This is a genomic window from Micromonospora vulcania, from assembly GCF_042658605.1.
GTDB lineage: Bacteria > Actinomycetota > Actinomycetes > Mycobacteriales > Micromonosporaceae > Micromonospora > Micromonospora vulcania.
The window spans coordinates 188,927-208,949 of the sequence record NZ_JBHSQS010000006.1; the positions used below are offsets into that span (position 1 = coordinate 188,927).

The window sequence follows — 20,023 nt, forward strand, 5'->3', positions numbered from 1 at the left end:
GCGCGGTGGCCCGGGTCGGTGCCGTCACAGCCGGTACGCCAGGTCGGCGGTGCCGTCCGGGTGCCGCCCGAGCAGCAGGAACAGCACGGTCCGCTCGTCGGTGCCGTCCAGCCCGAGGGCGGTGTTCATGGCGACGTTGTCGAAGCCGAGGACCGCGCCGCAGCCGAGGCGCTGCGCGGTGGCCGCGCAGTACGCCCGCTGGGCGACGGTGCCGACCTCGGCGTTCAGGATCCGGTAGCCACGCGGCCCGAACACGTCGAGCACCGCGTCCGGTCGACCGGAGATGGCCAGCACCGCGCCGACCTGGCCCATCGTGTAGTTGGTGAGGAAGTACTGCTGTTGCAGGAAGGCGGACATCCCGTCGTCGGGCTCCGCGCCGGCCGGCAGCAGAGCGTGCCGCCGCTCGCAGTAGGCGTAGCTGCCGCTGGGCAGGCCGTCGACGTGGTTGGCGAACACCCAGAGCCGGGTCAGCTCGGGGCCCCCACCGGATTGCTTCACGTCCGCCGGGTAGCGACGGCCGGCGGCGGCGAACGCGAGGGTGGTGCCCAGCTCGGCGGCGGTCAGCTCGGGCGGCCGACGGAACCGGCCGAAGCTGCTGGACCGGTTGGTGAGCACGGTCGAGAGTGGACGGGCGAGCCGGTCCAGCTGCGGCGCGGGCAGCGCGACCGGCTCGCCGGGCAGGTCGGGAGGAGCGGCGGCGCCCACGGTGTCCGGTGCGGGCGCGGCCGGAGCCGCGGCTGCCCGGTGCACCGCGGTGACGCCGGGGAAGTCCCGCACCCGACGGGACCGCTCGAAGGCGTCGTACCGGGCCCGGACCGGCGCGGCGGCGGCCACCGGCTCGTCCGCCGGGCGCGCGGCGGTTTCGGCCCAGTTCAGCGGTACGACCGCGAAGACGCTCTCCGCGTCGCTGTCCAGGTCGAGCAGCCGGTCCAGGGGCGCCGGGTCGAAGCAGAGCAGCCGCCGCAGGGGTACGCCCAGCGCGGGTGCCAGCAGATCCCACGACCCGAGCAGGGCACCGAGATCCTGGGTGACCACGTGGTAGCAGAAGCTGTTGTACTTGAACGAGTTCTTCCAGAACCGGATGCCGGCCAGCAAATAGCTGTCACCGGCGGCCCCCGGATCGTCGGTGCCCAGGGCGGCGCGGACGGTGCCGGTGACGTCGCCGAGCAGCAGCCGTTCCAGCACGTGCGTCCCGGTGTGGTAGTGGTAGACGCCGGGCAGCAGTGGCCCACCGGCCCCCACCACCAGATACAACTCCACCGGGTACATGCCGCCGCCGGACGCGGTGCCGCGCCCCCACACCGCGTGCTCGAAGTGCGCCCGCTTGGCGACGTCCTGGTTCCAGTTGACCGTCATCCGCCGGTCCAGCACCCCGTACGACAGGCGCAGCAGGGCGGCCAGGCGGGTCAGCGACCAGCCGGTGGTCGGCGGCAGGTCTGCGCCGGTGTGCAGGTCGCGCAGGGTGGGCAGCTCGGGCAGTTCGGCGGGCAGCGGCAGCCGGGACGCGTCCGGGTAGCTCTTGTGCCGGGACGGCTGGTCGGCCCAGTCCACCTCGTAGTTCAGTGGTTCCATCGGGGTCCGGGCCCGACGGAACACCGCCTCGGTGTACTCCCGGACGACCTGGCGGGCATCCTGCTGCATGTCGCTGCTCCTACGGGAAGGGGTGCGGGTGGGGGTTGCGGGCGGTCGCGCCGAGCCCGTCCGGGCCGTGCCGACCCCGGGCCAGGTACCGCTCCAACCGGTCGCTCCAGAGCACCCGCTGCCGCTGCCAGCCGAAGTCGATCGGCACCAGGGACGGGGCCACCACGGCCATCGTGTGCACCCCGGCGACCTCCTGCTCCGGGCAGGTCTGGTCGACGGCGACGACGTCGCCGCCGAGACCCGCGATCAGGCCGGCGAGGTACGTCATGTCGGCGCGCAGGTCGTCGTGCGCGGGCCGGGTGGCGAGCCAGTCGCCGTACAGCTCGGACATGGACCGCAGCGGCGGGTCGTCGAAGAGGAAGGCGGCGTGCCGCGCCATCTCCGGCAGGCCGTAGAGCAGCGCGTGGTGGCTCAGCTCGGTGACCCGGGTGTAGTCGCGGATCATCTCGCGCAGCTCGGGCTCGCTGGCGGCGACCCGCTCGTCGAAGCCGGGGACGTAGGAGGCGGTCTCGCAGAGCGCGGCCCGGACCGCGTCGTCCGGGTCGAGGCTCGCACCGGCGGCGAAGCAGAGCTGGCCGAGCCCGTCACCGCGCTTGACCGCGACCGCGGTGACCACCGGAATCGGCAGGTCCGCGCGGGTGTCGAAGAGCCGGACGTCGTAGCCGAGCAGGTCGACCCGGTCGAGCATGAAGTGCACCCGCTCGTCGCGGCAGGTCGCCGGGTCGATCTCGGCCAGCCGGGCCGAGCCGTACCAGGCGAGCAGGAAGGCGTCCCGCTCGACGAGTTCCAGCATCCCGTGCAGCAGCGACTCCTCCGGGCAGCTGCCGCTGGCGCAGCCGTTGGAGCACTCCTGGACGAACTTGCGCTGGTCGGTGCGGCGGTCCAGGTAGTAGACGAGCTGTTCGGGTACGAGGCGGGGTTGGCTGTCGCGCAGCGACCACCCCCAGACCCAGTGCATCGGCTCGTCCGGTGCGTACGGGGCGTAGTAGAGCCCGTGGCCCTGATAGAACGCCGGGTGGTAACCGAGGCCGGCCGGGTCGAGCGCGTCCGGGGCCAGGTTGGCGTAGCTGTCGAAGACCTCGGTGCGCTTGGCCCGCGGGAACTGACCGGCGTACCGTTCCAGGCCCTCCAGCAGCGCGTACGTCTCGCTGCCGCCGTAGCTGTTGGCGTGCCCGCTCCACCACATCTCGTGCAGGTCGTAGCGGCTGCGGACCCGGAAGTAGCCGGTGACCGGCGCGGTGGCCGTGGCGTTGTACGCCCGCAGCGCGTTGCCGCCGAGCGCCCCGGCGACCGGGTTGGCCAGCGCCCCGACCGGTAGGTCCAGCTCGTCGGCCGCACGCAGCCGGTACGCGGTCGGGTCCGGCTTGGGCCGGCGGGTCAACGGGATCACCGCGGCCTCGGCGGTGTCCGGGCGGGTACGCGCGCAGGCCGGGCACTCGGAGTCGGCGAGCACCTCGACCGTGGTCGTCTCCAGGGTGTCCATCCGCAGCTGGTGCAGCCGGGCCACGCCGGGTCGTTGGGCCGGGGGCCGGCAGGCCTGCCGGAACAGCTGCCAGAGCGCGTCCACGGCGAACGGGGTCAGGTGTGGCAGGGCCGCCACCACGCCGACCCGGGCGCCGTGCTCCAGGGCGTGCCGCTCCTCCCGGAGTCGGATGGCCTGCCAACGGCGCTGGACGCAGAGCGGGCACGGCCCGGGTCGGGTGTCCGTCGGGCCGGTGGCCCCGGTCCAGCGCGGGCCGACCAGCGCGGTCGCGCCGTGCAGCCAGATCGGCACCACGTCGGTGGTGAGCCCCTCGCCGGCGTCGGCGTACGCGTCGGTGAGGCCGAGCGCGGCGATGCGGACGGTGATCCCGGCGGGCGGCTGGTCGGCCCGGTCCTGGAGCCGCTCGTGGAACGCCTCGCCGAGCTGCTTGAGGCTGCTGTCCCACCCGGTGGAGGTGGTCCGGACGTCGACGATCATGGTTCACCTGTCTGCGGTCGCTGCGGTCGGTGGGGAGGGACCGGGGTTCCCCGCCGGCGTGGCTCGCCGGCGGGGACGGCTGCGGCGGGGGTTACCCGCCGCCGCATCCGGTGCTGGTGCTGCTGCTGCAGCAACTGGACGTACTGCAGCTACAGCAGCTGGAGCAGGAACAGCTGGAGCTGGACCAGTCCATGACCATCGCGTCGATCGCGTCGACGTCCTCGATCTCGAACGTCTCGGTCTCCAACGCGCGGAGTTCGTCAGTCAGTTCCGGCATTCCCTCTACCTCCCCTCGGGCGTGTGCGGGCCTCGCCACCGATCGGCCGTCCGGAGCGACCGCTGGTGCCGAAGCTCAGCTGGTGCTGCTGCAACTCGACGAGGTGCAGCTACAACAACTGGACGTGCTGCAGCTGGAGCAGCTCGACGTGCTGGTGCTGCTGCTGCAGATGTCCATCTGGTCGGCGGACAGATCCGCGATGTCCTCGACCTCGAACGTCTCGGTCTGCAGGTCCCGCAGTTCGCCTTGAACCGATTCGGACAGTGCGACGGATGCCGGGGGTTGTGTCACGGGACTCTCCTTGAGCCGCGGTCAGCGCCAGTCGTGGGTGGGTCTGCGTCCGCACCACCACGGTGGAGCCAGCGGAGGCACGCAGGGGCTACTCGCCGGTGTCGGCCGGCGGCGGTTGGTGCGTACAGATGCGACGTCCCACCGGGAACTGGATTGCGTCTGCGTTGTGGGGGTCGACCCCGGTCACCCGGTCAGCCGCAGCTGGAGGTGCTGGTGCTGGTGCTGCAGCAGCTCGACGTGCTGCAGCTGCAGCAGCTCGAGCAGGAGCAGCTGGAGCTGGTCGCGGCGAGCGCCTCGCCGCCGTCCTCGACCTCCTCGATCTCGAAGGTCTCGGTCTCCAGCTCGCGGAGCTCGTCATTCAGGGTAATCGGCATATTTCCACCTCCTTTCGCGTCGCGTGCCTCGCTCGGACCACTGGTGTGGTGGTTCAGTCGGCCGCGCGGCCGTGGTGTCGCAGCAGGACCACGCCGCTGCGGAACGCCCCGCTGGCCCGTACGTCCCGGGTGGTGGTCTCGACCAGCAGCGCGGAGATCCGCCGCTCGGCGAGGGCGGCCAGCACGGCGGCCCGGTCGGTGCCGTCACCCGCCGTGCCGTCACCCGCTGTGGCGGCGCTGGCCGCGCGCGCGGTCAGGGTGGCCGGGTCGAGGTCGGCGAGCACCGGATCGCCGAGGTCGGCGTCCGTCCCCTCGAAGTGCCGCACCTGGATCCGTCCGACCAGCTCCCGCAGCGCGGTGAGCCGGGTGGCGACCGGGTCGAAGCCGCCGGCGAGCCGCCAGTCCCGGTCGCCGCCGTCGGGTGTCTCGGTCACGGCGAGCACGGCGTGCGCCGGCGCGGCGCCGGGCAGGGCGTAGACCGCGAGCTGGCGACCGAAGCGGTGCGCCGCCTTCACCACGAAGGCGGTGTCGTCGTCGGCGACCAACTCCTCCTCGGCGAGCACGACCAGGCCGCCGTCGCCGCGCATCGCGGCGGTCAGCGCGTGGTACGCCAGCGCGTCCGCCAGGCCCTGGTCGATGACGCCGTCGAGGCTGTCGGCGGCGGCCGCGCCCGCGGTGGTCCGTTCGGCGAGGCCCTCGCCGTTCGCGGCAGAGGTGGGCAGCGCCAGCGCGGCGGGAACCCACACGCTCTCCGGCTGCCCCAGCACCCTCGCCGACAGCCAACGGACCGGCCGGTCCGGGTCGTACGCCACCGCGCCGGTCGCGCCGGTCAGCTCGGTCCACGGCACCGGATGCTCGCCGCGCTCGCGCAACTGCTCGGCCGAGGCCAGCACCCCGAGGTGCGGGTCGGCGTACCGGGCGGCGTGCTCGCGTACCGCCACCCGGTAGGCGGCCAGTCGGGCGCTCAGCACGGTGTGTACGTCGAACGCGGTCACCTCGCGGGGCCCGCGCCGGCCGGGCAGTCGCAGCCGGGCCGTCTTGAGCGGCGCCTGCTCCAGCGGGTCGTCCACGAACCGGGTGAAGACTCCCGCGTTCGGCGACACCAGCGCCTGGGCGCGCTGGTAGGTCTCGTCGTCGGTGCCGCCGAGCCAACCCGGCTCGGGCACGTCGACGTCCCGGCAGACCGGGCAGGCCGGGTGCGGCAGCACCTGCTCCCGGGTGGATTCCAGGGTGGACCGGTCCAGCAGCAGCACACCGCCGGCGGTGTCCGGCGACAGCGCGCCGGTGAGTACCCGGAACACCTCGAACGCGACGGCGTTGCCGAGCATCCGCGCGGTCACCTCGGGCAGCGGTGCGGGCGCGTCGGGGCCGGCGCCGACGGCGAGCTGCCGCCAGAACTCGGCGGCAGCCGTGGCCTCGGCGCTGGCGTTGAGCCGCAGGTGGGCGCAGAGCCAGCACGGGGTCCGGCCCGGCTGCACCGTCGGGCCCACCACCGCCCGGTCTTCGTCCCACACCACCGGGACCAGCAGCGGGCCGTCCCGGTGGCAGACCCGGGCCAGCTCGGCCAGGTCGGCCAGGCCGGTCGGGTCGGTGCAGTGGACCACCGCGTCCGCGCCGGTCAGCTCGACCGGCCCGTCGTGCACCCGTACCTCGGCCGCCAGCCCGTCCGCGCGCAGGTCGGCCACCTCCGGCCGTAACGCCTCGGCGTAGCGCGACGGGTCGTCGTACGGGTGCAGGTCGAGGCGGAGACACCCGTTGCGCAGCAGGCCACTCGCCGCCGCCAGCAGGGTCGCTCCCCCGCCGCTGAGCACCACCCGGGCGTCGTGGAAGCGCAGGAACCGGCCGGTCGGATCGTCGACGAAGTGGTCGACGAACTCGATCTGCGGGGCGAACCGCCGCGCCACCGGCTCGGCCACCTCGGTGCGGTCACCGGCGTCCTTGGCGAAGCCACGGGCGAGCAGCGCCCGGACCAGGGTGAGCACGGTCTGCTGCTGCCCCTGGTTCAGGGATGCGGTGAGCTGACGCACGGTGTGCTCGCCGGTGAGGTACGGGCTCAGCGAGGTCAGCCAGCGAAAGGCCGACTTGCCCTTGATGAGGAAGGCGGTGTCCGGGCCGCGCAGGTAGGCGCCGGCCGGCGCATCCAGGAAGACCACGTCGTGTCGCAGCTTGGGCCGCACATCCAGGTTCTCCGCACCGTCCGGCGGCAGGCTCATCCAGGCTCCTATGCCAGCGATCACCATCGACTCGAAAGTGTCTACATGCTGCACAAGAGCAATTCGTTCGTCAACAGATTGTTTCGTGTCAGGTAGTGTCCGGAGTGAATTCAAGGGCACTGAGCTGCGGTTAGGGCAGATTTTCCGGCGACCCGTCGGCCGGGGCCTTCCAGCGGCGATCAGCCTCCGCTACTCTGTGGGCGTTGTCGGCTCCACCGCAGGTCAGAAGCCTTGCCATTGCTCCAGATGCGAGGTGGGCCGACGGCAGTGGCGCTGACACCATCCGAGGTGGACGGCCCACGGCCCCCACCTCGACGTTGCCTTAACGATCAGTTAATTGACCGCACGCAAACAACCCAGCGTCGCGGTCGGGATTCAGTAAGGACCGCCCAGATGAAGGCGAAGGAAGAGGCCCCCGACCGCCCCCGACGCACCGCTGAAAGATTGCGGCACTCCGTTGGGGAATGACCGTTTCGCCATCGAATTGCACGAGGTGACCAAGCGTTATCCCGGCGGCGTCACCGCGGTCGACGGGCTCGACCTACGGGTGCCCGAGGGGACGGTCTTCGGCTTCCTCGGCCCGAACGGCGCCGGCAAGACGACCACCATGCGGATGCTGGTCGGGCTCGTCCGACCGACCTCCGGCCGGATCCGGGTGCTGGGTCAGCCTCCCGGCACCCCGGCCGAGTTGGCCCGGGTGGGTGCCCTGATCGAGTCGCCGGCCTTCTATCCCCACCTGTCCGGTGTGGACAACTTGCGGCTGGCCGCCCGGTACGCCGGAGTGCCCGACCGCGCCGCCGACCGGGTGCTCGCCGAGGTCGGCCTGACCGGACGTGCCCGCTCGGCGTTCCGGACGTACTCGCTGGGCATGAAGCAGCGGCTCGGCGTGGCGGCGGCGCTGCTCAAGGAGCCGAGCCTGCTGATCCTCGACGAGCCCACCAACGGGCTCGACCCGGCCGGCGTGAGTGAGATCCGGGAGCTGCTCCGTTCGCTCGGGCGGCAGGGGTGCACCGTGCTGCTCTCCAGCCACGTGCTCGGCGAGGTGGAGCAGGTCTGCGACCGGATCGCGGTCATCAACGCAGGTCGGCTGGTCGCCGACGGCACCTCCGACGAACTGCGTGCCGCGCTCGGCGGCGGGGAACTGCTCATCGCCGCCGACCCCCTCGACAAGGCCGTCGCGTGCCTGCGGGACCACCCGGGCGTCCGCGCGGTCGAGGCGGTCGACGGTCGGTTGCGGGTCAGCGCGGATCCGGAACTGGCCGCCGAGCTCAACCGCCGGCTGGTCGAGGCGGGCCTCGACGTACGGGAGCTGCGTACGGTCCGCCACTCGTTGGAGGAGGCGTTCCTGGAGCTGACCGGGTCTGATCGGCCCGAGGTGGAGTCGACGAGCACGGCGGGGAGCAGCAGATGATCGCCTCGGTACGCGCGGCCTGGTTCGCGGACCGGAAACGTCCGGCCGTCTGGACCGTCACCCTCAGTTGGATCGCGCTGGCGCTGGCCTTCGGCGTCGGCATCCCGTACGTGGTGCACCTGGCGCTGGCCGGTGACCCGAAGGAGGCGGACGCTGCGGCGTCGCTGCTGGACGCGGTCCTGCCCGGCAAGCTCGTGCCCACCGGGATCGCGCTGTTCCCGCTCTTCGGCGGGGCGATCGTGGTGATCCTCGGCGCTCTGGTCGTCGGCAACGAGTACCGCTGGGGGACGCTCAACCTGATCTTCACCCAGCGCCCCCGGCGGGCGCAGGTGCTGGCCGGGCACGCCGTCGCGCTCTGCGCCCTGACCCTGCTGCTCGTGGCGCTCACCTTCGCCGCGCTGGCCGGGGTCACCGCGCTGCTCGCGCTCGTCGAGGGTCGCGGCCTGGACTGGCCACCCGTCGGTGACCTGGCCGGGGCCGTCGCGGCGGCCTGGCTGATCTGCACCGCACACGCGAGCGTCGGCTACTTCCTCGCCATCGCGTTTCGCAGCACCGCCACCGCGATCGCCGTCGGCCTGGTCTGGACGCTGGTGCTGGAGAACGCGGTCAGCGGGCTGGCCCTCGTGCTGAGCCCACTGGAGGTGGTGCAGAAGCTGCTGCTCGCACCGAGTTCCGGGGCGCTGGCCGGCGCGCTGGGAGCCCCGTCCCAGTTCGACGGAGGCACCCCGGGAGTGATCGCGTCGAGCGGTGCCGGGCTGCCCACCACCGTCCTGGCGGGATACGTGGTGCTGATGTTCGGGCTGGGGATCTGGCTCGCGGCCCGCCGAGACGTCGGCTGATCGGAAAGGGTGACGAGATGGACTTCCTCCTCGCCTTCGTGCTGACCGGGCTCGTGGCGTCCAGTGGCTGGATCGCCTGGGCTCTGGTCCGCGGCTGGGCCCGCGCCCGTGACCGACGCCACGAGCTGCGCCTCGCCCAGGCCCGGTCGGTGTCCGAGGTGCGCCGGGCGGAGCTGGCGGCCCAGGTCCGGGAGATCGAGCTGGCCAACGAGACCTACCAGGACTTCGTCCGGCGGCACCCCGGGAGCTGAGCGCGGACGGCATCCCGGGTCGGACGCCGTCCGCGTCGCAGCCGTACTACTTGACCTGGGCGGCGACGGTACGCAGCTGGCCGAGCGTGGTGCGGAAGCCCTTGCCGGACGCGGCCGGGTCCTCGGCGAGCAGGCCGGTGACGGCCATCGCCTGCGAACGGGTCGACGCGACGGCGGCGCTGTCGGCCCCGGTCACGTCGAACACGCCGAAGTCGCCGCTCAGCGTCCGGAACGTCGGGGCACCCGCCGCCGCGTCCTTGGCCAGGTACAGCACCACGACCTGGCCCGCCTCCAGCTTCGACATGTGGGCCACCTCGGGGATCCCGGATGGCAGGCTCGCCAGGGTGATTCGCTCCCCGGCCCGCACCGAGGTCCCCGTCGCGGCGCGCAGCACCTCGTCGACCCGGAACCCGGCCGCCTCGACCTCGCCGCGTACGACCAGATCGGCGGTCTCGGTGAGCTGCTGGACCGTGGTGTACCCGCGCAGCTTGCCCATGGGTCGCGGCGACGCGGTGTCCGTCGGCGTGGCGGCGCTGGTGGTGGCCGCCGGGGCGGCGCTGGTCGTGGTGGGTGCGGCGGCCGGCTCGCTGGCGCCCGTGCTGCCGCAGGCGGACAGCGCCGCCGCGGTGAGGACGGCGGCGGCCGCAGCCCAGACGGGCCGGCTGCGGTACGGGTGGTCGACTGCCATGACGTGCTCCTCGCGTGTCGGTGCCGCCTCGGGTCGTCTCGCCCGGGGCGCGGAACTGCTCTCACCCTTTATCTGTGCGGCCCGGGCACCGAGTTCCCACAATCTTTCCGGCGCTCAGCCCCGCTCCCGGGCGAGCTGGCGAAGGTCGGTCAGCGTGGTGACGAATCCACGGCCGCTCCTGGTGGCGTCCTCGGCCCGCAGCCCGGTCACCGACCGGCTCGGCGACCGGCTGGTGGCCGTCTGCCCGACGACGTCGAAGACCCCGAAGTCACCGCTGAGCGGCGCGTAGGCCGGCCCCTGCGGATCGGCGAGGGCCAGGTAGAGGACGGTCGGTTGCCCGGCGTCGAGCCCGGACATCCCCACGGTCTCCGGCGCCAACAGTGTGATCTCGGCCTCGACCGGAGCCCCCGACGTGCGGTAGAGCACCTCCGCGACCCGGTAGACGGCCCGCCGCTCGCCACCGGTGCCGCTCACCGACACGACGTCCCCCCGGACCACCAGGTCGGCGGTGTCGGTGAGTTGCCGCACCGTGCCGTACCCCCGGATCTTGGTGGCGGTGCGCGGCGCGGGCTCGGCCGACGGTCTGCTCGCCTCGGGCGACGGGAGCGCGGCCGGAGGGTCGCCGCCGCCGGTGGTGGCGGCGACCCCGGCTCCGACCCCCGCGACGACCAGGACCAGCGCGGCCAGCGCCAGGGCGGGCCGCCACGGCGCGCGGACCGCTCCGGGGGTACGCGTCTCCTGCGCGATCACGGCCAGCAACCGGTCCCGGTGCGCCTCGTGGCGGCCGGCCGGCAGATCACGATCACCGGGATGCGGGGCGAGTGCGTCGAGCTCCGCCCACTCGGACGGGTCCACCGGTGGCTGCGTCGTCATCGGTTACCCTCCCGCGCCAACGAGGTGATGCTGTCGCGGACGGCTCGGGCGGCGCCGGCCGGGCGTCGGGGCGCACGCTGAGCGGCGTCGACGAGGCTGCGCAGCCGGGCACGGGCCCGGGACAGCCGGGACCGGACCGTGCCGACCGGAACGCCCAGTGCTCGCGCCGCGGACTCGTAGTCCAGGCCCTCCCACAGGCACAACGTCAGCACCTCGCGCTCGGGACGACGCAGCCTGGACAGGGCGTCGAGCGCGGCGGCGATCCGGTCGCCGTCGTCGAGCCGGCCGGCGACCTCGTCGGCGTGATCCGGGAGCGTGGCATCGACGGCGAGCAGCGCGGCGGCCGCCCGGCGGTAGCGGCGGTTGCTGCGGGTGTGGTTGCGGGTCTCGTTGGTGGCGATGCCGAGCAACCACGGCCGCAGCGAGCCACCCTCGTCGTTGACCCGCTCCCGGGAGCGCCACGCCTGCAGGTAGGTGGCGGCCATCACGTCCTCCGCCGTGGCCCAGTCGGCGGTGAGCCGGAACGCGTGGTTGTAGACCGACCGCGCGTGCTGGTCGAACAACTCGGCGAACGCGCCGGGGTCACCGGCTCGTATCCGAGCACGCAGACTCGACTCCATGACCAATTTCTGTCCGTCCGGCGGCGCGGGTTCCGACCGAACCCGGGCCGCCCCGCTGATCGTTGCCGGCCGACCTTAGCCACCGGCAATCCGGCACCGCCAACCGCCGCCGACGGAACCGGGAGCGGTGTACGGACGGTGGCGAGCATCGCTCATGCTTGAGGGGTGATTCGTTTCGTGCTGAACGTGCTGTGGCTCATCTTCGGCGGTGGCATCGTGTTGGCGATCGGCTACGGCTTCGCCGCGCTGATCTGCTTCGTCCTGGTCATCACCATCCCGTTCGGCGTCGCGTCGCTGCGCCTGGCCGTCTACTCGCTCTGGCCCTTCGGCCGCACCCTGGTGCCCAAGCCCGGCGCGGGCGTCGGCTCCGGGCTGGCCAACATCCTCTGGGTGGTGCTGGCCGGCTGGTGGCTCGCCCTGTCGCACATCGTCGCCGGCATCGCGCTCTGCGTCACGATCATCGGGATCCCGTTCGGCATCGCCAACTTCAAGCTCGTCCCGGCCGCGTTCTGGCCGCTCGGCCGCGAGGTCGTCGACGCGCCGTGAGCGGCTGACCGCCGCTCAGGCACTCCAGACCAGGTGCGCGGCGGCCAGTGCGGCGACCTGGTAGGGCGTCCGTGGCGCGCCATCGGCGAGGACCTCCAGGGGCCCCTTGTTCCCCAGCGAGATCCACAGCTGGGCCATCAGACCCGAGTGCGTACTCAGCTCGTCCACGCCCTCGGGAACCTGCAACACGTAGAGCCACGCCGCCTCGTCGGGCGCCCCGTCGAGCGGGGTTCGCCAGACGCGATGCAGGTGGTGGGCGCGGCGCTGCGGGGCTTCGGCGGCGAGCAGGACGTCCACCGGAGTCGGGTCCGGGGCCGTCGCGGGGCCGATCGGGCTGAAGCGGTACGGCGGCGGGGGCACCTCGGCGATGACCGGCACGTCAAGCAGGTCGGGATCGTCGGGGTCGCCGAGGAAGGACCGGATCAAGTCCCGTTCCTCGGTGGTGATGCCGACGCTCTGGTACGCCAGGTTGAGCAGGAGCTTGCCATCAGCCAGGTCCAGCTCACCCGCGGCGTAGTCCTCCCGCACGGTACCCAGAGCGTCGTCGGAGAGCCGGCCCGCGAGCAGCCGGCACACCTCGCCGACAACCGCGTACGTCTGCACATCCATCCGGCCATCATCCCGCCAAGCTCGTCCCGGCCGCGTTCTGGCCCTCGGCCGCGCTCTGCGCCGCTGCTGACCACCACGCAGCGGTCCCCCGCTCTGGAGCTGGACGCCACCGTCGGCTGATCTTGACGCTGTTGATCCTGTCGCGCATGGTTACCCGGTGACGGCGGACGTGTGGCTCTTCAAGGACGGGGACTTCGCGCCCGGGGCGGAACTGTTGCGCAGCGAGCGGGAGTTCCAGCTCTGGTCGTACTCGGTGAGCCACAGCCAACTGCTGCTGCGAGCGAACCGGATGCCGCAGGGCGACCAACTCCCGACGACGATCGAGGTGCTGTTCAAGCCGGTCAAGGCCGTGCAAATCCAGGAGGCGTACCTCGGTCTGGTCATCCGCTGCGCCACCGAGGAGGAGTCGGCGCGGATTCTCGACGGCGTCTCCGACTACGGGTACCGCAGCCACGAGGCCCGGGTGCTCCTGTTGGAGAGCGAGGGGGCCACCGGGTACGTGGTGACGTCCGCCGTCGGCTGGCGGGAGGGCGTCATGTCGCCCGTGCAGGCCTCGTTCTTCAATTCCGTCCACCCGGACTGGCCGGTCGAGCCGTTGGCCGGGGTGCACGACGGAAGCCGCATCGCCTCGCCTCAGGAGGCGGTGGAGGCGTTCCTGACCGGCCTGCCGGAGGGCGAGCGCCGGGAGCGATACCGGTACGTGTACCTGGTCTGGGCGGTGACCCACGAGAACGATCTGCGTCGCCGGCACAACTTCGGCGTCTTCCTCACCGAGGCCGACGCCGAGGAGGCGGTGCGACTGGTCACGCCACACGTCGAGAGTTGCTACGCCGAGCCGCTGCCGATGGTGCTGTAGCGCGTCGCCGGCGGTACGACGCGGCCAGCACCGCCGTCAGGCAGATCCCGGCAGCGGCGACGAGCGGCGGGCGTCCGCCGAGGTGGACGGCCGCGGCCCCGAGCGGGATCGCGAGGACGAGTGGTCCGAACATCGCGGTGTTGGCCGTCGCGGCGACCCGACCGAGCAACGCGGCGGGCGTGTGTGTCTGCACCGCGGTGACCGCCGCGACGAGAGTCCAGGGCAGGCCGATGCCGGCGACCACCGCGCCGACGACCGTGACCGGCCACCAGGGCAGCGACCGTGCCAGGCAGCCGACCGCGAACAGCACCGAACCGGCGACACCGACCGCGACCGGACCCCGTCGGGCGAGGAGCCGGCCGACGACCAGACCGCCGACGATGGACCCAGCCCCCTGGGCGCTGACCAGCACCCCGAGGAACGTCGTCGGCAGGCTCAGCTCCGTGGTGACGACCGCGTACACCGCCGCGGTCGTGAAGCCGGACATGGCGATCGCCACCGCGGCCAGCGCGACCGGTACGCGCATCGCCCGTTGCCCGGACAGAATGGCGAGCCCGGCACGAAGGCCCCGATGCTCCTGCTGGGCCGGCTGCTCGGGTGGCGTCCGGTGCAGTCGCACCGCCGCGTACAGGATGGCGACCAGCACTGGCATCGCGGCGCTGAGCACGACGACCGCGTGCCCGCCGTGCCAGGCGTAGAGGCCCGCGCCGGCCAGCGGGGCCACGAGCTTCATGCCCTCCTGCGCACTCGATCGCCACCCGTTGACGTCGCCGAGTGCCGCGGGTGACAGCGCGGACGGCAGCAGCGCCGTCTCGCCCGCGTCGATCAGGACGTAGCTGGCACCGTACGCGCACGAGACCGCGAAGATGAGCCACGTCTGCGCCGGCCCCCGTACCGCGAAGAGAGTCAGCAAGGCGCTCGCCAGCAGGAGGTTGACCGCGATCACCAGCGGCCTTCGGGGTGCCCGGTCGAGCAGACCGCCCAACCACGGCCCGGCGAGCACCGGGGCGTACACGCAGAGCCCGGTGAGAGCCGCGAGCCCGGTGGAACCGGTCAGGTCCAGGACCCAGATGCCGGCCACCAGGGACATGGCGCTGCTGCCGAAGCCGGACAGCAGTGAGATCGCCACAAACAGTGCCGCGTTGCGGCGCATGAGCCCTCCAGATTGAGCCGGAACGACTCACATCTTCAACTCTTGAGCGCAGCACGGACAATGCTTGTGGATGCTGTCAACGGATCATTGACAGCGCGGAGTCCAGCCTTCCCGCGACCGGACGGGCCGCCGCCGGCAGTCGGTCGCCCGCTTCGCCGAGATCGGCCGCGAGATGCAGGGCCAACGCGTACAGCGAGCCCGGCGCGGCATCCAGGGCGGCATCCACGGTGCTCCGCACGAGAGCCGCTCGGCGAAAACGGGTGTCCCACCGACGGTCCGCGGCGATCCACCGACCCAGGTCAGCCACGGCAGCTCGTACCGCGACGATCCGGGGTGAGTAATCGAGATCGAGGTGCTGCCGCCGCGCCCGCTGCGCCGCCACCAGGCGCTGGCGGCGCTGCTCCGCGGCCTGCCGGCTGCTCAGGCCCAGGGCCGTCGCGATCTGCGCCCACGTCGCCCCGCCGTGCCGCGCCCGGTCGATGAGCTCCAGCTCCTGCTCGTCCAGGCGGGCACGGGTGGCGCGAACGTCGGCCAACTGCGCCAGCTCCGCCGTCACATGTCAACGCTACATTGACAACTACCGGTGGTGTGCCCAGGCGGTGAAGCGCTCGATCAGCCCGTCGGGCTGCGTCCCGCCGTCCAGTTCGGCGAGCTGCACAGCGGCTTCGTCGCGCAGGGTCGCCAGGTAGACCAGCAGCGCGGTCCGGTTGTTGCGGTACTCGCCGAGCAGCATCAGCTTCGCGGGCGAGCAGGGCCATGCGATGCCGCACGCCTGGCACCGCCAGGTGGGCCGAGTCGGCAGGTGGGGCAGTCGGCGGCGGCTCATCGTTCAACTCCTACCGCGCCCCGACGAATGGACCGCTGGGCGGGCGGGGCCAACACCAGCCGCCGCACCCCCGCACGCAGCACGAACAGCTCGCGCTTCGCCAACGCCATCCCGCCGGGACCCAGCTCGTACCCCTCGATCCACGTCCACCCGTGGTAGGTGTGCCGGTCGGTCAACTCGCGAATGATGCGGACGGTCAGCGGCCGCCCGAACTGCGGACTCGCGGCGCGGGTCAGATGAACTACATCGCCGGCCCGGAACTCGGGGGCGGTCACCGCGCCCGCCAGCGGTGGTCCGGGACGCGGTTCGCGCGCTTCGACACGACCGGCCGGGGCGGTGGCGACGCGGACGACGCGGTCGCTGGCGGTTCCGTTGGCGTCGACTTCTCGTTCGGCACGGTCTCTCCTGTCTGCCGCTGGGTGGGGCCTCCCCTGAGTGCTCGCCCACGAGGCGGCCCCGGTACGGGGTACGTCCGCCGGGCTCGAAAGTTCCGGGCGGCCGCAACCGTCTACACCGAACTCTTCCTAGGGTTGCTGGACAATCACACAGCGTTGTCTAATCTCCTTTGGGCAGTTGTTTTGTTCCTGGAAGGAGCTGGCATGAACCACGTGTTTGTCGCTGCGCTCGCCGATGCGGGCCACACTGCCGAGAGCCTTGCAGGTCAGATCGGCGTCCACCCGAAGACCGTCGCTCGCTGGGCAAACCCGGGGCACATTCCTCAGAGCCGCCACCGCGTGACGGTCGCAAACCTGCTTGAACGGGATGTCGATGCGCTCTGGCCGGACATCGTCAAGCGCCGCGAACCAGTCTGGTTCCGGCCCTGGGTCGACATCGAACGCGAGGCGGTCACCCTGCGCGCGTTCGAGCTGGCCTGGGTCCCCGGCCTCCTCCAGACCGAGGCTTATGCACGGGCGACGCTCACGGGCGGGGTGCTCACTGCCGACTCCGCAGCCGACCTCGCTGGCGCGCGGATCAGCCGGCAGGCAATTCTCAACCGCGAACGGGGGCCTCTACTGGTCGCCGTTCTGGACGAAGGCGTCCTGCGTAGGCGGGTCGGTGACGACCGGACACTCATGGCAGCCCAACTCGCCCACCTCCTGGCGTGCGCCGACCTGCCGAGCGTGCAACTTCACGTCGTTCCGTCCGACGCGCCTAGCTATCCCGGTCTCGACGGGCCGTTCACCATCGCCGATATGCCGGACGGCACGCGGGTGGCGCACGTTGACAGCCCAGCACAAGCGCAGATCCTGGATCAAGCGTCCGACCTTGTTACGCTTGAACGACGTTGGGAACGCATTCGCGGTGAGGCACTTCCACGCGGGCGGACCCTGGATCTCATGAGAGAAGCGGCAAGATCATGGACATGACCGACGCACGGTGGCGCAAGAGCACGAAGAGCGGCGGCAACGGCGGCAACTGCGTCGAGGTCGCGGACAACCTTCCTGGCGTCGTGGTCGTTCGGGACTCGAAGGACCCGGCCGGGCCGGCACTGACCTTCACTCCTGTTGCGTGGCGCGCATTCGTCTCCCAGGTCGCGGATCGGCCGTAGCTCGCCGCGCCACGCTAGAGGGCGCACCCCCGGCTGAAGGCCGCGACGTCACTCTCCAGAGGAATCGGGGCTCGTCAGGCGAGCCCCACCGGACTCCATGAACTCCTGCGCCTGCGCACCGGTCAGGGTGGGATGCAGGCGCCGTATCCATTCGACGTGCGACTCGACCTGCCGGACCAGGAAGCCGGATCGACGAACCTGCTGCGGAACGGCGAGTCGGTTCTCGACAACCAGGTCGCCGAGCGACCCCCACAGCACCCCCTCGGCCACGACAAGGCTCACGGTGACGGACACCGACCCGTCGGACGGATCCTGGCTCCACCCGTAGCTGAGCCGGTCCAGCGTCCATTCCACGCTCGGAAGCACTCTGTGGTCCTCGATCGGGCCGTCCATGCCCCACTCCTGAGCGACCGGCCCGAACTGTTGAGCGACGGCGGCGGAGAAGCTCGCCGGTGGCTTACCGGTACGACCCATGGCTCTCATTCTCGCGCTCAACCCGAGGGATTGCCGTGTCAGCCAAATCTCGCCCGCTGCCCAGATCCGGGGCAGGTGATCGATCGTCAGGGCCGGGTCGGCAAGTAGGTGGGCGCGTGCCTGGGCGTCGATTTGCGGGGTGGACGGCCAGCGTGCCGCGGACCGAGGGCGAGGCGTGCCGCTGACTCAGCCCCGAACACGTCTGCTCCGGCGACGTCTGCAGCGGCCGGAGCAGCACGTCACCGGGCGCGGCCGGGTCTTCGTCAGACCACACAGGAGGGACGATGCAGCGGACCGCGAATTCATCCGAGAATTGGAATGCCGGGAAATTCCCTCGGCGTTCGGTAACAGTTTACCCAGCGGTCGCGCCGTCAATACTGACGCCGTAGCCACGATTCTGCGCCTGAGCGAGTCGGGGTAGCATGCCACGTGCAGGAATCGCGACCACTCGTCGTAACCACCCGATATGACTTCGTAAAGCTCATCGGCCAGGGCGGAATGGGGCGGGTCTGGAAGGCTCGCGACAAGATGCTCCACCGTGACGTGGCCATCAAGGAGATGGTCCTGCCACCGGGTCTGACCGATGAGGCGCGCGACGAGCTGCGGGTCCGGTCGCTCCGCGAGGCTCGGGCGATCGCCAAGCTCGACAACGTCAACGCGGTTCGCCTCTTCGACGTGTTGGCCGGCGACGCCGGTGACCTCTGGATCGTCATGGAGTACGTCCCGTCGCGCTCGCTGCAACAGGCGATCGCCACCGACGGGCCGATTCCGCCCGGCCGGACGGCCGAGATCGGGCGGGGGGTGCTCAATGCCCTCCAGGCCGCACACCGTACCGGCGTGGTACACCGCGACGTGAAGCCGGCCAACATCCTCCTGGCCCACGACGGCCGGATCGTGCTCACCGACTTCGGCCTGGCCACCGCCATCGACGACCCGCAGCTGACCTCGGTCGGCATCGTCCTCGGCTCGCCCGCCTACATCTCCCCGGAGCGGGCCATCGCCGGAACGGTCGGCCCGGAGGGCGATCTCTGGTCGCTCGGCGTCACCCTCTTCACCGCGGTGGAGGGCCGATCGCCGTACGCCCGCCCGTCCAGCGCCATGAGCATCGCCGCGCTCGCCACCGAGCCGCCCCCGGTGCCGGAGCGCGCCGGCCCGCTCGCTCCGGTGCTGGAGGGTCTGCTCCGCAAGGATCCGGCCCAGCGGATCGACGCGACCACCGCGGAACGGATGCTCCGTCAGGTGATCCGCGAGGCGTCCGGCGGCGGGCCGAGAGCCGGGCGGGCGGAGGCGGGGACCGCGGGAGTACGGCCGGACGCACCGGTGCCTTCGGTCACGATGCTCCGGCCGTCGGGTGAACCGGCACCGGCGTCCGCCGACCTGCCGACCATGGCCGCCGTCGGCTCGGTCGGCTCGGTCGACGACGGTGGCAACGACGCCGCCACCGTGAGCAGCGGCGACACGACGGCTGCCACCCCGACACACCGCACGCGACGGCGTTGGGCCCTCGGCGGCGTCGCGGCCCTGCTGGTGGTCGGGCTCGCGGTGGGCATCCCGCTGGTCACCCACGGGGCGGCCGACGAGGCCGGCACTGGGCCGATCACGCCCGGCGGCGTTCCCGCCGCCGCCGATGCCGGGCAGGCACCCGTCACCGGTACGACGTCGACGTCGCCATCGACACCGCAGACGGCGCTGACCTGGACCACGTACCGCGACACGAGCGGGTTCGTCCTCCCGGTGCCCGACGGATGGCAGGTCAACCGACGCGACCGGCGGGTCGAGTTCCGGGAGCCCGGCGGCGGCCGGGTGCTCCTGGTCAGCCGGACCGACTCCCCCAACTCCAATCCGCTGGCCGAACTGAAGGCGCAGGACAAGGCTCGTTCGACTGACAAGCACTACCGGGGCTACCGCCGGGTGAAGCTCACCAGCGTCGACTATCACCTCGGCGGCGCCGACTGGGAGTTCACCTACACCGCCGGCGCCAAGCAGGCGACACACGTCCGTCGGCGTACGTTCCGCACCGCGAAGCGGACGGGCTACACGATCGAGTGGTCCACCCCCGAGGCGGTCTGGGCGGACAGCGAGGCCGCCTTCGAGCGCATCACCTCCGGCTTCCGGCCGACGACGGACCCGAGCGTCACGCCGAGCACGCAAACCGGTGCGACACCGTCGGCGCAGCCGAGTGCGAGCGCCCGGACCATCACCGAGACCTGGGTCAACGACACCGAGCTCACGTACACGGGTAAGTGGAGCCGCTTCCCCGATCGGCCCTTCGGCGACTACCGGAACGACGTGACCGTCACCACCGAGCCGGGGGCCAGTGCGCAGTACACGTTCACCGGCACGGGCGTCGCCTACCTGTCCGAGATGAAGGTGGACATGGGCAACCTGGACGTGTACCTCGACGGGGTGTTCCAAGCCAACGTGAGCCTCGCGAAGACCGAGTCGAGGACGGCTCAGCAGGTCGCCTACCAGACGACCGGGCTCACTCCGGGCCAGCACACCATCAAGATCGTCTACAAGGGACCGAGCGCGCTCGGGATGATCGACGCTCTCAAGATCTTCGCCGGCTGAC

23 protein-coding genes are annotated in these 20,023 nt (G+C 71.9%); 8 read left to right on the forward strand and 15 right to left on the reverse strand.

What is annotated here, in order from left to right:
• Nucleotides 1-24: 24 nt before the first annotated feature.
• The 6 genes from ACFQGL_RS12050 to ACFQGL_RS12075 all read right to left on the reverse strand — a co-directional run bounded on the left by ACFQGL_RS12050 (nucleotide 25) and on the right by ACFQGL_RS12075 (nucleotide 6,756).
• A complete protein-coding gene (locus tag ACFQGL_RS12050; protein ID WP_377510039.1) occupies nucleotides 25-1,641 on the reverse strand; it encodes a SagB family peptide dehydrogenase in 1,617 nt (538 codons plus the stop codon).
• A 10-nt stretch (nucleotides 1,642-1,651) separates the two neighbouring features.
• Nucleotides 1,652-3,601: a TOMM precursor leader peptide-binding protein gene (locus ACFQGL_RS12055; protein WP_377510042.1), complete on the reverse strand. Its 1,950-nt coding sequence runs from the start codon at nucleotides 3,599-3,601 to the stop codon at nucleotides 1,652-1,654.
• Nucleotides 3,602-3,692: 91 nt separating this feature from the next.
• Complete coding sequence (locus tag ACFQGL_RS12060) at nucleotides 3,693-3,878, reverse strand: thiazolylpeptide-type bacteriocin (protein ID WP_377510045.1); 186 nt, start codon at nucleotides 3,876-3,878, stop codon at nucleotides 3,693-3,695.
• A gap of 75 nt (nucleotides 3,879-3,953) precedes the next feature.
• Nucleotides 3,954-4,055, reverse strand: coding sequence for a hypothetical protein (locus ACFQGL_RS12065; protein ID WP_233258082.1), 102 nt, complete (start codon nucleotides 4,053-4,055; stop codon nucleotides 3,954-3,956).
• Nucleotides 4,056-4,360: 305 nt separating this feature from the next.
• Nucleotides 4,361-4,543, reverse strand: coding sequence for a hypothetical protein (locus tag ACFQGL_RS12070; RefSeq protein WP_046564715.1), 183 nt, complete (start codon nucleotides 4,541-4,543; stop codon nucleotides 4,361-4,363).
• A gap of 53 nt (nucleotides 4,544-4,596) precedes the next feature.
• Nucleotides 4,597-6,756, reverse strand: coding sequence for a TOMM precursor leader peptide-binding protein (locus tag ACFQGL_RS12075; RefSeq protein WP_377510048.1), 2,160 nt, complete (start codon nucleotides 6,754-6,756; stop codon nucleotides 4,597-4,599).
• 493 nt (nucleotides 6,757-7,249) lie between these two features.
• Between ACFQGL_RS12075 and ACFQGL_RS12080 the strand changes: the two genes are divergently transcribed.
• Genes ACFQGL_RS12080 through ACFQGL_RS12090 form a run of 3 tightly spaced genes read left to right on the forward strand, consistent with a single transcriptional unit; the run spans nucleotide 7,250 to nucleotide 9,257 of the window.
• Entirely contained in the window at nucleotides 7,250-8,167 is a 918-nt protein-coding gene (locus ACFQGL_RS12080) for an ABC transporter ATP-binding protein (RefSeq protein WP_377510051.1), read from the forward strand.
• Complete coding sequence (locus ACFQGL_RS12085; protein ID WP_377510054.1) at nucleotides 8,164-9,006, forward strand: ABC transporter permease; 843 nt, start codon at nucleotides 8,164-8,166, stop codon at nucleotides 9,004-9,006. The genes ACFQGL_RS12080 and ACFQGL_RS12085 overlap by 4 nt, the downstream gene beginning before the upstream one ends.
• A gap of 17 nt (nucleotides 9,007-9,023) precedes the next feature.
• Nucleotides 9,024-9,257 (forward strand): hypothetical protein, encoded by a 234-nt coding sequence (locus ACFQGL_RS12090; RefSeq protein WP_377510056.1) that lies wholly within the window; start codon nucleotides 9,024-9,026, stop codon nucleotides 9,255-9,257.
• Nucleotides 9,258-9,303: 46 nt separating this feature from the next.
• Here the strand turns inward: ACFQGL_RS12090 and ACFQGL_RS12095 are convergent, their stop codons facing one another.
• The 3 genes from ACFQGL_RS12095 to ACFQGL_RS12105 all read right to left on the reverse strand — a co-directional run bounded on the left by ACFQGL_RS12095 (nucleotide 9,304) and on the right by ACFQGL_RS12105 (nucleotide 11,438).
• Nucleotides 9,304-9,945 (reverse strand): hypothetical protein, encoded by a 642-nt coding sequence (locus tag ACFQGL_RS12095; RefSeq protein WP_377510059.1) that lies wholly within the window; start codon nucleotides 9,943-9,945, stop codon nucleotides 9,304-9,306.
• 114 nt (nucleotides 9,946-10,059) lie between these two features.
• Nucleotides 10,060-10,818: a hypothetical protein gene (locus ACFQGL_RS12100; protein ID WP_377510062.1), complete on the reverse strand. Its 759-nt coding sequence runs from the start codon at nucleotides 10,816-10,818 to the stop codon at nucleotides 10,060-10,062.
• Nucleotides 10,815-11,438, reverse strand: coding sequence for an RNA polymerase sigma factor (locus ACFQGL_RS12105; protein WP_377510065.1), 624 nt, complete (start codon nucleotides 11,436-11,438; stop codon nucleotides 10,815-10,817). Before ACFQGL_RS12105 ends, ACFQGL_RS12100 begins: the two co-directional genes overlap by 4 nt.
• A 165-nt stretch (nucleotides 11,439-11,603) precedes the next feature.
• Here ACFQGL_RS12105 and ACFQGL_RS12110 point away from each other — a divergent pair, with 165 nt between their 5' ends.
• Nucleotides 11,604-11,984 (forward strand): YccF domain-containing protein, encoded by a 381-nt coding sequence (locus ACFQGL_RS12110; RefSeq protein ID WP_377510068.1) that lies wholly within the window; start codon nucleotides 11,604-11,606, stop codon nucleotides 11,982-11,984.
• 15 nt (nucleotides 11,985-11,999) lie between these two features.
• Here ACFQGL_RS12110 and ACFQGL_RS12115 read toward each other — a convergent pair whose 3' ends face one another.
• Complete coding sequence (locus tag ACFQGL_RS12115) at nucleotides 12,000-12,593, reverse strand: hypothetical protein (RefSeq protein WP_377510070.1); 594 nt, start codon at nucleotides 12,591-12,593, stop codon at nucleotides 12,000-12,002.
• 157 nt (nucleotides 12,594-12,750) lie between these two features.
• Between ACFQGL_RS12115 and ACFQGL_RS12120 the strand changes: the two genes are divergently transcribed.
• The gene (locus tag ACFQGL_RS12120; RefSeq protein WP_377510073.1) at nucleotides 12,751-13,449 is read left to right on the forward strand and encodes a hypothetical protein; all 699 of its coding nucleotides are present in this window, start codon (nucleotides 12,751-12,753) and stop codon (nucleotides 13,447-13,449) included.
• Here the strand turns inward: ACFQGL_RS12120 and ACFQGL_RS12125 are convergent.
• The 4 genes from ACFQGL_RS12125 to ACFQGL_RS12140 all read right to left on the reverse strand — a co-directional run bounded on the left by ACFQGL_RS12125 (nucleotide 13,397) and on the right by ACFQGL_RS12140 (nucleotide 15,703).
• Nucleotides 13,397-14,602 carry an MFS transporter gene (locus tag ACFQGL_RS12125; protein WP_377510076.1) on the reverse strand — a complete coding sequence of 402 codons (1,206 nt, stop codon included), beginning with the start codon at nucleotides 14,600-14,602 and terminating at the stop codon, nucleotides 13,397-13,399. The two genes, ACFQGL_RS12120 and ACFQGL_RS12125, sit on opposite strands and share 53 nt — an antisense overlap.
• A gap of 76 nt (nucleotides 14,603-14,678) precedes the next feature.
• Nucleotides 14,679-15,158, reverse strand: coding sequence for a hypothetical protein (locus ACFQGL_RS12130; RefSeq protein WP_377510079.1), 480 nt, complete (start codon nucleotides 15,156-15,158; stop codon nucleotides 14,679-14,681).
• A gap of 21 nt (nucleotides 15,159-15,179) precedes the next feature.
• Nucleotides 15,180-15,428: a flavin reductase gene (locus tag ACFQGL_RS12135; RefSeq protein ID WP_377510081.1), complete on the reverse strand. Its 249-nt coding sequence runs from the start codon at nucleotides 15,426-15,428 to the stop codon at nucleotides 15,180-15,182.
• The gene (locus tag ACFQGL_RS12140; protein ID WP_377510084.1) at nucleotides 15,425-15,703 is read right to left on the reverse strand and encodes a hypothetical protein; all 279 of its coding nucleotides are present in this window, start codon (nucleotides 15,701-15,703) and stop codon (nucleotides 15,425-15,427) included. Before ACFQGL_RS12140 ends, ACFQGL_RS12135 begins: the two co-directional genes overlap by 4 nt.
• A gap of 324 nt (nucleotides 15,704-16,027) precedes the next feature.
• On the opposite strand from ACFQGL_RS12140, the gene ACFQGL_RS12145 reads away from it, so the two are divergent.
• Both ACFQGL_RS12145 and ACFQGL_RS12150 read left to right on the forward strand, forming a co-directional pair.
• Nucleotides 16,028-16,795 (forward strand): DUF5753 domain-containing protein, encoded by a 768-nt coding sequence (locus ACFQGL_RS12145; RefSeq protein ID WP_377510087.1) that lies wholly within the window; start codon nucleotides 16,028-16,030, stop codon nucleotides 16,793-16,795.
• On the forward strand, nucleotides 16,786-16,977 hold the full coding sequence (locus ACFQGL_RS12150; protein ID WP_377510090.1) for a DUF397 domain-containing protein: 192 nt from the start codon (nucleotides 16,786-16,788) through the stop codon (nucleotides 16,975-16,977). The genes ACFQGL_RS12145 and ACFQGL_RS12150 overlap by 10 nt, the downstream gene beginning before the upstream one ends.
• 48 nt (nucleotides 16,978-17,025) lie before the next feature.
• Here the strand turns inward: ACFQGL_RS12150 and ACFQGL_RS12155 are convergent, their stop codons facing one another.
• The gene (locus ACFQGL_RS12155; RefSeq protein ID WP_377510093.1) at nucleotides 17,026-17,451 is read right to left on the reverse strand and encodes a hypothetical protein; all 426 of its coding nucleotides are present in this window, start codon (nucleotides 17,449-17,451) and stop codon (nucleotides 17,026-17,028) included.
• A gap of 429 nt (nucleotides 17,452-17,880) precedes the next feature.
• On the opposite strand from ACFQGL_RS12155, the gene ACFQGL_RS12160 reads away from it, so the two are divergent.
• Entirely contained in the window at nucleotides 17,881-20,022 is a 2,142-nt protein-coding gene (locus ACFQGL_RS12160) for a serine/threonine-protein kinase (RefSeq protein ID WP_377510096.1), read from the forward strand.
• Nucleotide 20,023: the final 1 nt, after the last annotated feature.